The organism is Janthinobacterium sp. SUN211 (genome assembly GCF_030587315.1).
Classification (GTDB): Bacteria; Pseudomonadota; Gammaproteobacteria; order Burkholderiales; family Burkholderiaceae_D; genus Janthinobacterium; species Janthinobacterium kumbetense.
In genome coordinates, this window is sequence record NZ_JAPWIC010000007.1 from 14,061 (window position 1) to 26,433 (window position 12,373).

11 protein-coding genes and 1 tRNA gene are annotated in these 12,373 nt (G+C 60.9%); 9 read left to right on the top strand and 3 right to left on the bottom strand.

Annotated features, from left to right (window positions below; translation table 11 throughout):
- Nucleotides 1-6 precede the first annotated feature (6 nt).
- Together O3301_RS21855 and O3301_RS21860 are read right to left on the bottom strand one after the other, a co-directional pair.
- Nucleotides 7-2,205, bottom strand: coding sequence for an acylase (locus tag O3301_RS21855; RefSeq protein WP_305057484.1), 2,199 nt, complete (start codon nucleotides 2,203-2,205; stop codon nucleotides 7-9).
- 14 nt (nucleotides 2,206-2,219) lie between these two features.
- Entirely contained in the window at nucleotides 2,220-3,056 is an 837-nt protein-coding gene (locus O3301_RS21860; protein ID WP_251348259.1) for a hypothetical protein, read from the bottom strand.
- A gap of 227 nt (nucleotides 3,057-3,283) precedes the next feature.
- Between O3301_RS21860 and O3301_RS21865 the strand changes: the two genes are divergently transcribed.
- The 3 genes from O3301_RS21865 (at nucleotide 3,284) to O3301_RS21875 (ending at nucleotide 5,088) form a co-directional block, all read left to right on the top strand.
- On the top strand, nucleotides 3,284-3,976 hold the full coding sequence (locus O3301_RS21865) for a hypothetical protein (protein ID WP_305057485.1): 693 nt from the start codon (nucleotides 3,284-3,286) through the stop codon (nucleotides 3,974-3,976).
- A 36-nt stretch (nucleotides 3,977-4,012) separates the two neighbouring features.
- The gene (locus tag O3301_RS21870; RefSeq protein WP_305057486.1) at nucleotides 4,013-4,459 is read left to right on the top strand and encodes a DUF2939 domain-containing protein; all 447 of its coding nucleotides are present in this window, start codon (nucleotides 4,013-4,015) and stop codon (nucleotides 4,457-4,459) included.
- 125 nt (nucleotides 4,460-4,584) lie between these two features.
- The gene (locus tag O3301_RS21875) at nucleotides 4,585-5,088 is read left to right on the top strand and encodes a DUF2939 domain-containing protein (RefSeq protein ID WP_180278753.1); all 504 of its coding nucleotides are present in this window, start codon (nucleotides 4,585-4,587) and stop codon (nucleotides 5,086-5,088) included.
- Nucleotides 5,089-5,118: 30 nt separating this feature from the next.
- Here the strand turns inward: O3301_RS21875 and O3301_RS21880 are convergent, their stop codons facing one another.
- A complete protein-coding gene (locus O3301_RS21880; RefSeq protein ID WP_251348255.1) occupies nucleotides 5,119-6,456 on the bottom strand; it encodes a polysaccharide deacetylase family protein in 1,338 nt (445 codons plus the stop codon).
- Nucleotides 6,457-6,723: 267 nt separating this feature from the next.
- Here O3301_RS21880 and O3301_RS21885 point away from each other — a divergent pair, with 267 nt between their 5' ends.
- The 6 genes from O3301_RS21885 (at nucleotide 6,724) to O3301_RS21910 (ending at nucleotide 12,352) form a co-directional block, all read left to right on the top strand.
- Nucleotides 6,724-6,936 carry a hypothetical protein gene (locus O3301_RS21885; RefSeq protein WP_010399127.1) on the top strand — a complete coding sequence of 71 codons (213 nt, stop codon included), beginning with the start codon at nucleotides 6,724-6,726 and terminating at the stop codon, nucleotides 6,934-6,936.
- A gap of 11 nt (nucleotides 6,937-6,947) precedes the next feature.
- The gene (locus O3301_RS21890; protein WP_305057487.1) at nucleotides 6,948-7,343 is read left to right on the top strand and encodes a nuclear transport factor 2 family protein; all 396 of its coding nucleotides are present in this window, start codon (nucleotides 6,948-6,950) and stop codon (nucleotides 7,341-7,343) included.
- Between the two features lie 400 nt (nucleotides 7,344-7,743).
- Nucleotides 7,744-10,041, top strand: coding sequence for a TonB-dependent receptor (locus O3301_RS21895; protein WP_305057605.1), 2,298 nt, complete (start codon nucleotides 7,744-7,746; stop codon nucleotides 10,039-10,041).
- 102 nt (nucleotides 10,042-10,143) lie between these two features.
- A tRNA-Leu gene (locus tag O3301_RS21900) sits at nucleotides 10,144-10,230 on the top strand.
- 174 nt (nucleotides 10,231-10,404) lie between these two features.
- On the top strand, nucleotides 10,405-11,625 hold the full coding sequence (locus O3301_RS21905) for an integrase arm-type DNA-binding domain-containing protein (RefSeq protein WP_305052480.1): 1,221 nt from the start codon (nucleotides 10,405-10,407) through the stop codon (nucleotides 11,623-11,625).
- Nucleotides 11,626-11,701: 76 nt separating this feature from the next.
- Nucleotides 11,702-12,352, top strand: a complete 651-nt coding sequence (locus O3301_RS21910; protein WP_305052481.1) for a hypothetical protein — start codon at nucleotides 11,702-11,704, stop codon at nucleotides 12,350-12,352.
- The last annotated feature ends 21 nt before the right edge of the window (nucleotides 12,353-12,373 follow it).

Consider the following 12,373-nt stretch of genomic DNA (forward strand, 5'->3'; position numbering starts at 1 on the left):
CGGCGGCTATTTTCCGGGGTGGTACCTGCGCTCCAGGTGCTTCGCCACGTCCTCGGGATAAAACAGCACATCCTTGAATTCGCCGCGCGCATACATGGCCGCCTGGTCCCGGAAGTGCGGCGATGCCGGGTCGCCGCTCTGGCCCCCGGCGAGGATGCTTTTCGCCTTGATGCGGGGGCCGAATTCCACGGCCGCCACAAAGCTGTTGCCACGCTCGCCGTAAATCCTGCGCGTGGTGCTCTTGCTGCTCTGTCCATACGCGGCCAGCGCACCCCAGTTGCCCGACGCGTAAGGCACGGGCAGGCTGGCTTGCGCATCGTCAAACGGCTGCACGATGTCGCCCGTCAGGCGCTGGAAGCGGTTGATCTCGCCCCACGGCGTTTGCCAGTTGCCGAAATCGCGCTGCAGTTTATCGGCCGCCGTCGCCAGCGCAGCCAGCCGCTGCGCCGCCGTGACCTTGTCCGTCGCCAGAAAATCGACAACGGGCACGCCCTGCTCGCGCGCCTGTTTCCCCGCCAGTTCGGCCAGCTCCTGGCCCCAGAACACGGCCAGCGAAGTGGCGGTGGAGTCCAGCGCATAGCGCCAGTCCCAGGCCCGCAGCAAGGCCACCTTGTCGGCCAGCGCCAGCTTGTGCGCGTCGCCCGCCGGCAGCGCATCGTATGCCGCGAACAGGGGCGGCAGCAGCGCTTCGAACGCCGTCAGTTCGCTGTCGTACGAGGCGGCGATCAGCTTGTCGAGCGTGAAATCCTTCTGGTTCTGGAAAACCTTGACGGCATGCAGGCCGCGCGCGTTTTCGCCGTACACGGACATGTAGGCGGGATAGTCGCTCTGGCGCGGGCTGTGGGCGCCGGCCGCCGAATACGGCCAGTTGTTCGTGTTCTGTATCCAGCCATTCTTCGGATTGAACAGGGTGATGGTTTGCGCCACCGTGTGCAGCCCTTGCCATTCCGTGGCCGGGTCGCTGCCGTCGACAGGCTGCTTCCAGTTGAAGCGCGGGTCGCGCACGGGGATGAAATTGCCGTGAAAGTAGGCGATATTGCCATCCGCATCCGCATACACCGTGTTGTTCGACGAATTCGTGCGCAATTCCATCGTTTGATAAAACGCAGCATAATCGCGCGCCTTGGTGCGCGTGTACGACTGCATCAAAGCCTTCAACGGTTCCTGCATCAGGCGCACGGCCACCCATTTACCGTCCTGCGCGCGCACGATGGGGCCGTGGTGGCTGTAGTGGACGGTGATGGTCTTCGATGCCATGCCGCCATCGGCCAGTTTGTAGGGCAAGGTGATGGGCACGGTTTTCAAGGGGCGCAGGCCGCCGTCATAGCGGTAGAACCAGGCGCCGTCCTTGTCGACGATGCTTTCCAGGTATTCGTCGATGACGTCGCCGCCGCCCGAGGTATGCATCCAGCCCAGGCGCTCGTTAAAACCCTGGTAGACGAAGAACTGGCCCCAGGTGACGGCGCCATACGCGTTCAAGCCTTCGCCGCTGGTGACCTGCACTTCGGGACGGAAGTAGAACGAGGTGTGCGGGTTGATCATCAGCAGCGCATGGCCATTTTTGGTGATGGCGGGCGCGATGGCGAAACCGTTCGAGCCGCTGGGCTCGGGATCCAACCCGGTCTCGATGCTGGCCAGCGCCACGGCGGCAGGACTGGCCTGCTGGCCGTAAAACGCTTCGAGCTGCGCCAGGTTGATCGATTCGATATCGCCGCCGATGCTGCCCTCGCTGAAACTCAAGGCCATCCACGGCTCGAAATGCGCGATCAGCCGCGGTTTGACGCGCGGATGCGTGGCCAGGTAAAAGTTCAGGCCATCGGCAAAGGCGTCCATCAACTTGCGCAGCCAGGCCGGGCTGGCGCGGTACTGCGCCTGCAGCTCAAGCGGGTCAATGAAGAGCTTCATGCGCAGGTCGCGGTACAGCTCCCGTTCGCCCTCCACTTCCGCCAGGCGCCCCATGGCGTTGATGTAATTGAGTTCCACGCGGGGGAAATCGTCTTCGGCCTGCGCATACATCAGGCCAAACACGGCATCCGCATCCGTCTTGCCCGTCACGTGGGGAATGCCCCACGTGTCGCGCGCGATGCTGACATTGGCCGCCTGCGCCTGCCAGCGGGCCATGTCCTTGACAGAAACAGCGGGTGCGGCCAACACGGGAATACTGGCGACAGCAACTGAGGCAAACAGGGCACTGCTATGTAACATGCCAAAACTCCAGATCAGGATGCGTCAATCAGGGCCGCGATGCGCTGGTTCAACTCCACATTTTCCGCCTGCAACTGCGCCACCTTCTGTTTCAGGCTGGCGATCTCGCCGCGCAAGCGTTCCGTTTCGGACGGCGCCTGCGCCGCGTTCTCGGCCCACGGCTCGTTGCCCGTTTCCGGCGTATCCTGCGATACATGCACCTTCGGCTCGCGCGGCGTACGCGTGGCGGCGCGCTGTTCGCGGATTTCCTTGGCCGCCTGGCGCAGCAGTTTTTTGCCGCCGGCGACGGCCGCCACCTGCTCTTCCGGCGGCAGGGATGCCACGGTGGCCGCCGCATTGATCGAGATCGTGCCCGAACGGACGGCTTCCACCAGTTCCGGCGACGCCGCCTTCTGGATCTTCTCGATCTGGCTGATCTGGTTGCTGCTCAATCTCGCCGCCTTGGCCACCTCTTCGCGCGTGCTCATGGGTGCCTTCGGCGCGTTTTCGCCTTCCGGCGCATCCTGGGCGCTGACGGGTGCCGGGCTGCGCGCGGCGACGATTTCCTTCTTGCGCAGGGCCAGCACGCCGCGCTGGAAGTCCGATACACTGCGGCGCGCCAGGTGATTGTCGATCATCCACAGCATGACATCGTCGAGCGAGGTAAAGCTGGTGTTCTGGATGGTCTTGAATTCGATGCCGTGCTGGCGGCAGATGGCGTAGCGGTTATGCCCGTCGATCAGCACGTCGTTCCACAGCACCAGCGCATCGCGGCAGCCTTCGGCCAGCAGGCTGCGCTCGAGCGCCGCGTACTCGCTGGCGGTGAGCGGGTCGATATACGACTGCAGCACCTGATTGATAGTGATATTCATGGTTGTCCTCAATATTGCGGCGCGATGGTCCGCGCCGGCACGAATGCTACACCATCCGCCGCCCATCCAGCTGATCGAGGTCCGCCATCGTCCGTCACAATGGAAAAAAGCGCATTTTCCCTTTCTTTCATAGGCAACTGAACTTATCATTTGGCAATATTTAGCGACCCTTCCCCTTAATCGCGCCGGCTTGTGCATGAGCGCGCCCAAGACAAACAAGGAAATCAATGAAAAAGTTATACCGCGTCGCCATCGCTGCGCTGCTACTCAGCGGATGTGCCACCATGGAAGTCCGCGAGACGACCCGCACGATGGAGCGCATCGGCCATGATCCGCAACTGAACATCGTTTCAAAGGTCACTGCTGGTGAAGCACTCTTGTCCACCTTCCAGTACACAAGCAAAACGGGGTATCAGATTTACGACGGGCGCGCCGTGTCAATCGGCGGAGGACGTGTTGCCGTCATCGAGGGCGACTTCTTGTACCGCGCCGACATCGAGGGGAAACCTGCTTACTGCACCGAACGCCAGGTCTTCAACATGCTGCTGCTCGGAATGACCAAGAATGCCTGTTTTGCCGACCGCAACAATGATGGCCTGCTGGACCAGGTGATGGTCGCCAGCGATCTGATGTGGTGGCACGAAGATGTCAACCCCGGCATCAAATTCGGCCCGGGAGTGGAAACCGCGCCTATCGACAGGTCCATCAATTCGCAGTTGCTATACCAGGGCTACAGCAATCACACCTTGCGCATTGCCTACAGAGAATATGCAGGCGACCTGGCACGGCCGTCGTTTTCGCAAGACTTGTCGTTTGAGATCACCAGTTTTCCCGCGGAAGTCACCTTCCGGAAAATCCGGATCCAGATACGCAGCGCAGGAAATCAAGGTTTGGAATACCAGATCCTTGGCGGCTATTGACCCCCGCGTGCAAGCTGCGACCCAACGAGCCATAGCATGAAAAGAAAGTACGCCACCGCACTCATTTTTGCCGTCGCTGCCATCGGCTTCACCTGGGTCAGCCCCTATATCGCCATGTACCGCATCAGCATGGCGGCGAAATCCGTGCGCCTGGAAAACCTGGCGCAGCAGGCCGACCTGCCCGCCGTGCGCGCCAGCGTGGCGCGCCAGCTGCGGGCAGCCGGCGAAACAGCCAATGAGGACGATTTCAAGGAAATGCTCGACGCCATCGTCTCGCCGCCCGGCATCACGGTATTGATCCTGCATGGCAAGCACGGAGCGGACGGCAAGCGCCACGACTTCGGCATGGCGTACCGTTCGTGGAACGAAGTGGTGCTGCGGCGCAGCGGCGCCGGGCCCGCCGCCAGCCAGTTTTTGCTGCGCCGCCATGGCATCTGGGACTGGAAACTGACGGACATCACCTTGCCGCCGGAATTACTTTAAAGAAACTTGATCTAAAACAACACTTACTTAAACCTCTATATTGATTTTGGGAAATATTATGTAGAATGCCAACACTTCAGGCGCACCGGGTCGCCAGGCATCCGAGAGATCGCACGATGAAAAGAATGATGCTTCTCGCTGTAGTGGCACTGGTCGCGCTGGCCGGCGTCTTCTATGGCAGCCCGTATTTCACCATGAATAAGATTCGCACGGCAACGATGGACGAGGATACCCAGGCCCTCGCTGCGCATATCGACCTGCCCCAGCTGCGCGGCAGCCTCGGGCAACAACTGCACACCCTGTTTTCGGCGCCCGAAGTGGCCGACGACATCAGTCCCGACGTCATCGACCCCTTGCTCGATACCATGCTGATGCCCGAAGGCATCGTCGCCTTGATGAAGCTCAATGACCGCTACGAAAAACCGCTCGCCAAGGTCAGCGACATCAGCGGCCGCAAGCGCAATACCAAGCCCGACTACAAACTGCGCTACACCTCCTGGGACAGCGTCGTGGTGCAGCGCGCCCACAGCAAAAGCCATATCGGCGAACTGACCCTGGCGCGCGACGGCCTGTGGCACTGGAAGCTGGTGTCGGTGGCCCTGCCGAAGAACTTGCTGGCCGACGCCTGAGGCGCCGGCGCAATTCTGCTCCCGAGGCGATCAGCGCCGGTCCGTCACCCTGCCCGTCGTATCGGCAAACCAGCGGCTATGCGACACCACTTGCAGCGCGCCGGCAGCCACTTGCCCCGCCAGCCATGCCAGCAATTCATCGATGACCGCATACGAGGTCTGGTAGTCGGACGTTGGCGTCCTGACGATATCGTGGCCGTTGACAAACACAAAGCTGTCGTCGCCCACCGCCGTCTGGATCGCCGCCTGGACTTGCGCAAAGCTGGCGTCGTTTGTCAGGTTGACCGTGGAAGTGTTGAGGATGTAGGCATCCTTGTCGTTGCCAGTGAAAAACATCTGGTCAAAGCCGCGCTCGGCCGTATAGCCGGCGCCGCGCGCCGACAGGAAACCGGCGGCGCGCATGGCGTTGATGGCCGTATTCGTCCACAGCGATTCGACCCACGCATGGTGCGATGGCCCGTCGCCGCCGATACCGGCGGCGCGCATCTTGTCCCGCCCCACCTGCAGCGCAGTGACGTACTGGGCCGAACCCTGGACCGCCACATTGTCGTGCACGCTCTGGTGCAGGGTAAAGTCGAACAGGCGCGACGGATCGTCGAAGCGCGCCTTCATGCGCTCAGCCGACATGTAATCGGGCTGCCCCAGCAGGGACGTGACGATGGCAAACGAGGCCGGCAAATCATAGTATTTCAGCCGCTCCATCAGATACGTATCCCAGGAGGCATAACCATCGTCAAAGGACAAGATGACGGTGGGCAATTTACGCTTCGGCAACGCCGCAACCATGCCCAGCCAGATGGTTTCCGGCTGCGTCGTGGCGGCGGTCAGCTGCACGGTAAATTTCCCGCGCGACAGGTTTTGTGCCGTGGGCGTGCCCTCGCTATCAAGCGGCGTGGCCAGCTTGGGCACCCACCACTCATTGTTGACGAACATCAAGGTGTCGGCGGCGGCGGAACCGCCGTAATGCAAGGCATTCAGGAAGCCGGACCAGAAACTGCTGTAATCGCTGTTGCCCAGGTAAATCATGCCCCCCGTCTGCATGATGGCGGCATTCGTCGAGCGCAGCGCGAAGGAAAAGCGTTGCAAATCCCAGTTGAACGGGATGCGCGGCTGGCCCTTGCCGGCAGCGCCTGTCGTGCCCACTTTCACGACGGTACCGGCAGGCAAGCCGGCTGGCAGGTCGATGCGCAAGGAGGGGTAGCCATCCTTGAACGACACGGCGGCATCGAGCGACACCATGCAGCCCGACGTCACATCGCTGTCCCAAAAGGACAGATCGTGCGTGGGCATGAATTCCAGCGGCGTATTGGTGACCGGCGGCGGGGGCATGGAAAAGCGGGGCGGGGCGTCAGGGTACTGGCTGGACATGGTGCGGCTTTCAAAAGTAGTGCGCGCGGCGCCGGCGGAACAAACGCTGCACGGCAGAAAAGGATCAATCAACATTGCCTTGCCAAGCTTTTTCGCCAGGAGTGCTTGTCAACTATATCACTTAATTGCCATTATGCAAATAAATAATGACGCCCGGTCATGCCTGCCGCGGCGGCCATGGCGCAGCCCGCGCGCCAGGCCGGCACGGCATCGCCCAAGCCCGCGCGGCACTGCTATCATCAAGCTTTGATTTCCATCGGAGGCTCCATGTCAGACCTGGTACAACACGCACTGGCCCACGCGGGCAAACCGGCCACAACGCCCTGGGTGGTGACCCTGATCAGCGGTGAAAAACTCACCGGCCCCATTTCCCCGCTCAGCGACGGCTGCTACGCCATCGGCCTGGGGCAAATCAAGTATTTTTCCAGCGATAAGGTCGCCTGCCTGAATGTGTCGGGCGCGGGCGCGTTTCCCATCTGAAGACCTTGGCAATGGACCACGCGCAGGAGCAGACGCAGGACGGCGCACGCCTGGCGGCGCAGTTGCAGGCGCTGGAAGCGGCGCTGCAAAGCCGGGCCGTGCGCGCCGACAGCGCCAGGCTGGCAGCGCTGCTAGCCGACGAGTTCGTCGAATTCGGCAGCTCGGGCAAGCTCTGGACACGCGCCGCGACCCTGGCGGACTTGCCGGCAGAAGATTTTTGTCCGCGCAGCATCAGCGATTTTCAAGCCCGCCTGCTGGCCGACGATGTGGCCTCGGTGACCTACCGCTCGCAACGCCACGCCAGCGGCGCCCTGCCTGCCAGCGCCAGCTTGCGCAGTTCGCTGTGGAAGTGGCGCGATGGCCGCTGGCAAATGATTTTTCACCAGGGCACGCCCATTCCCGGCTGATCCGCACACGGGGATGGCCCCCACCGCCACTATCCCCTGTCGCGCAGCAACAACACGCCCCTGCCGAAAAAAATCCGCGGCAGCTGTTGTATTTCCAGTGTCCGGGCGCGGGCCGCGCGGCAATAGCCCTCCCTCTGTTTGCGTTTCCGCAGGAAACCACCATCGCCACGCCAGGCCACTTTGCGCTCGCGCAAGCCTACCGGCACTCCACTATGCACCCGCCCAATATTGACGACAAATACGATTTTATTCGCGTATTCAGTCGAAAAACATATGAATGAGCAGGCCTGAAAAATGGCATGAATACCAAAACTTTCCGTGCTAGCATGATTTTTCGTCCAACTGGCCAGCGCCAGCTTGCAGCGCCCCAACAACCTTCACCGACAGGAGCCGTTTCATGATGACACCGCATGCCAGCACACGCGCCAGCACAATACGCCACACCCTGATTGCCCTGGCAATCACTGCCGCCTTCCCCCTGCAGGCGATGGCGCAAGACAGCGTCCCGCCGCCAGCCACCGACGCGCCTGCCGCCCCGGTGACGCAGGCCGGTCCTGGCCAGCTGGAAACGGTGATCGTGACGGCGCAGCGGCGCGCGGAAAACATCAAGGACGTGCCCATGTCCATCGCCACCCTGAAGGGCGACAAGCTCGACACCCTGACGGCCGGCGGCGCCGACATCCGCTTCCTCAACAGCCGTTCGCCCAGCGTCTCCGTCGAATCGGATTACGGTCGCACCTTTCCCCGTTTCTACATTCGCGGCCTGGGCAATACCGACTTTGACCTGAACGCCTCGCAACCGGTGGGCCTGGTGATGGACGACGTGGTGCAGGAAAACGCCATGCTGAAGGGTTTTCCCGTGTTTGACGTGGATCAGGTCGAGGTGCTGCGCGGCCCGCAAGGCACCTTGTTCGGCCGCAACTCGCCAGCCGGCGTGATCAAGTTCGACTCCGCCAAACCCGTCTTCAAGACGGAAGGCTACCTGAGCGGCGGTTTCGGCAAGGATGGCATGAAGAACTTGGAAGGCGCCTTCAACGTGCCCGTCAGCGACACGGTGGCCCTGCGCTTTTCCGGCCAGACGCAGCGCCGCGACGACCGCGTGCACAACCCGCGCCCCACCGGCACGCGCGACTTCGAAGGCTATGAAGACAGCGCCGCACGCCTGCAGGTACTGGTCAAGCCCACGCGCGATTTCACGGCCCTGTTCAACGTGCATGCGCGTAACCTCGACGGCACGGCCACTTTGTTCCGCGCCAACATCCTGAAACAGGGCACGAATGACCTGGTCGACAATTTCGATTACGGCTCCTACCCGACCGACGGCATCAACCGCCAGCACCTGAAAACCAAGGGCGGCAGCATGCGCCTGAAATGGGACTTGCCCGGCATCACCCTGCATTCGATCACGGGCTACGAAAAACTCGATTTCTTCAGCCGCGCCGACGTCGACGGCGGCTATGGCGCCGTGTACGCCCCGCCGATGGGCCCCGGCTTCATCCCCTTCGTCGTGGAAACGGCCGACGTGATTCCCAACCACAAGCAGATTTCGCAGGAATTCCGCGCCGAATCGTCTGCCCGCGGCCCGCTGCAATGGATAGGCGGCCTGTTCTACTTCAAGGAAGATATCCAGATCGACAGCATCAGCTTTGACAGCCTGGCGCCCGGCAATCCGCAAAACAGCGCCTACGCCACGCAAAACCAGAGCTCGAAGTCGTATGCGGCCTTCGGCTCGCTCAACTACACGGTCTCGGACGCCCTGAAACTGCGCGCCGGCCTGCGCTACACGAGCGACAAGAAGGATTTCTCGGCCAAGCGCGTGGAAGCGACCACGGCCGGCCCCTTCAACTTGCACGACACCTCGCACAACGTCAGCTGGGACTTGAGCGGCACCTATGTGCTCACGCCGGAAACCAATGCCTACGCGCGCATCGCCACCGGCTACCGCGCGCCGTCGATGCAGGGCCGCCTGAACGGCCTGGCCGACCGCCCCTCGTTTGCCGGCGCCGAGAAAGCGCTGTCCGTCGAGGCGGGCATCAAGCAAGACCTGTTCGACAAGCGCGCGCGCCTGAGCGTGGCCGTGTTCCAGTACCGCGTCAAGGACAAGCAGCTGACGGCCGGCAGCGGCGCCGTCAACATGAACCAGCTGATCAATGCCGACAAGGCCACCGGCCGCGGCGTGGAACTCGATTTCCAGGCGAATCTCAGCGATTCGCTCAGCATGACCCTGGGCGGCAGCTACAACCACACGGAAATCCAGGACAAGAAACTGTTCGTCCTCAGTTGCGGCAATGCGCAAAACAACCCGGCCAGCGGCTGTACCGTCACCGACCCCGTCGGTCCGTTCAAGGGCACGGCCTACATCGACGGCAACCCACTGCCCCGCGCGCCAGAGTGGCAGACCAACTTCACCCTGAAATACAGCATCCCTGTCGCCAATGGCGAGTTCTACGCCTACACGGACTGGGCCTATCGCACCAGCTACAACTTCTTCCTGTATGAAGCGAAGGAATACAAGGCCAAGGAACTGCTGGAAGGCGGCTTGCGTGTCGGCTACAAATGGGACAAATACGAAATCTCCGCCTATGGCCGCAACATCACCAACCAGATCCAGTCGCTGGGCGCCATCGATTTTGACAACCTGACGGGCATCATCAACGAACCGCGCACGTACGGGGTGCAGTTCAAGGCGACGTTCTGACGGCAGGCAGATAAAACCAGGCTGTCCGGCGCAAACCGGACAGCCTGGCTCAGGCACAAGATGGCATTATGGGCATCACCTGTGCTAGAATCTCGCCGCGCTGCCCGGATGGTGAAACTGGTAGACACTGGAGACTTAAAATCTCCCGCCTGTAAGGGCGTGCCGGTTCGATTCCGGCTCCGGGCACCAAATGATCATGTCATATCGTATTAAGAAGCATCGAAACCCGCCCTTCTCATAGGAGGCGCGGGTTTTTTGTTGTCTTGTATCGTCTTACGTCGTAGCATGACAGCGTACAGTTTTGTCGGTACTTATGGCGGTACTTCCGGATACCGCAAAAAAAGTACCGTCACGGAGGAAGACATGGCGCTGACAGACACATTTGTAAGACAGGTGAGGCCCACCAGGCCCGCCGGCGACAAGCACACGGACGGCGGCGGAATGTACCTGTTAGTGAAGGAAGCCGGCAAGTATTGGCGCCTGGATTACCGCTTCCTGGACAAGCGCAAGACACTGGCCTTAGGCGTCTACCCCGCCGTATCGCTGGCCACCGCCCGAAAGCGGCGCGACGAAGCACGCGAGTTGCTGGCCGGCGGCATCGACCCCAGCCAGGCCAAGCGCGATGACCAGCATGCCAAGACGGCGGCCGCATCGCATACCTTTGAGGCCGTCGCGCGGCAGTGGCTGCGAAAAACGCAAGCCGAACGCGCCGAGAGCACCCAGCAAAAGAACACGTCCTGGCTGGAAAGGAATATCTTCCCTGAGATTGGGGCGATGCAGATCTCGTCCATCAAACCCCGCGACGTGTTGGCTGCCCTGCGCAAGATTGAAGCGCGCGGCGCCATCGAGTCGGCCCACAAGATCAAACAGCTGTGCGGCCAGGTGTTCCGGTTTGCGGTTGCATCAGATCTGGCTGAGCGTGACGTTACCGCCGATCTGCGCGACGCGCTATCCGCCGTGCCTAGCACGCACTATGCCGCCATCACCGAACCCAAGCAGGCAGGCGGCCTCCTGCGCGCCATCTTCGACTACAACGGCCATCCCTACGCCGTGGCGGCGCTCAAGCTGGCGCCCCTGCTGTTTGTGCGACCTGGGGAGCTGCGCGCAGCTGAGTGGGCGGAAATCGATTTCGACGATGCACTCTGGCGCATCCCCGCCATCAAGATGAAGATGAGCCTCGATCACCTGGTGCCGCTGTCGAGCCAAGCCATAGCACTGCTACGCGGCGTGCACGCGATGAGCGGCACCGGCCGGTACGTCTTTCCAAGCATTCGCACGCAAGAGCGCTGCATGAGCGACAACACCGTCAATGCGGCACTGCGCGCCATGGGCTACCCGAAGGAGGCAATGACCGGCCACGGCTTCCGCGCCATGGCCAGGACCATCATGGACGAGGTGCTGGGTGAGCGTGTCGACCTGATCGAGCACCAACTGGCGCACGCGGTCAGGGACGTGAACGGCAGGGCCTACAACCGCACCAGTCATCTGCCGGCGCGCCGGGAAATGATGCAGCGATGGGCTGACTACCTGGACAACCTGCGAGCAGGCGCCGAAGTTATTCGGCTACAGGGTAGTGCCGCATAAATTCACAGATTATGTCTGCAAACCCACTTTGCTGATGATTGGAATCACAACTTATTCAGTTTTTTTAAGGAATGGAATGAGCGACAACGAACTGCGCCTACCTCGATCAGAGCGCACATCATTTACCGAAGCCGTTTATGTGGTCGACGGTCTCGCGGCCACATGGGATCTATGGGGACTTGAAAGAGAATTTCCTTTTTTCACATTTTTTTTCGAGGATTTTTGGCTAAGCCCGAATACAAATGGTGATGCGCAACTGGAAAATTTTCTAAAAACTGAACAATTATCCGAGTGGGAGGGAAAAACCATAAAGCCTGCCTTCAAAGCAGGATTGGTGCATATGGCCATGCTAGAGGTATGTTGCTCCTATGCAGTTCAAGCCATGAAAGCAAATAAAAATAGCAAAATGGCATGGGCATTTTCTTGTGAGGCCAACATGTGGCTTGGTGCAGTGAGGGGATTATCGATAGAGCGCGGCCCAAAAAATAACGGCCTGTCGATGCAGGCAAAAAAGGGCGCGGCTGCTAGACACAAGGAAAATCGGGAGATGAAGCTCGAAGTTTGGGACTGGGATGAAAAACAGAATGAGTATAAATCCATAAATTCCGCAGCGGAAGCAGCCGCAGGGAAGCTAGTTCCAGTTACCCTTAAAACCGTTCGAGAATGGATTTCGGAGGGCCGAAAAAACCGGCGTGCCGGCACAGCGGCTTCACGCCAAGGGAAATAAATAGGACATTGCACCCATTGC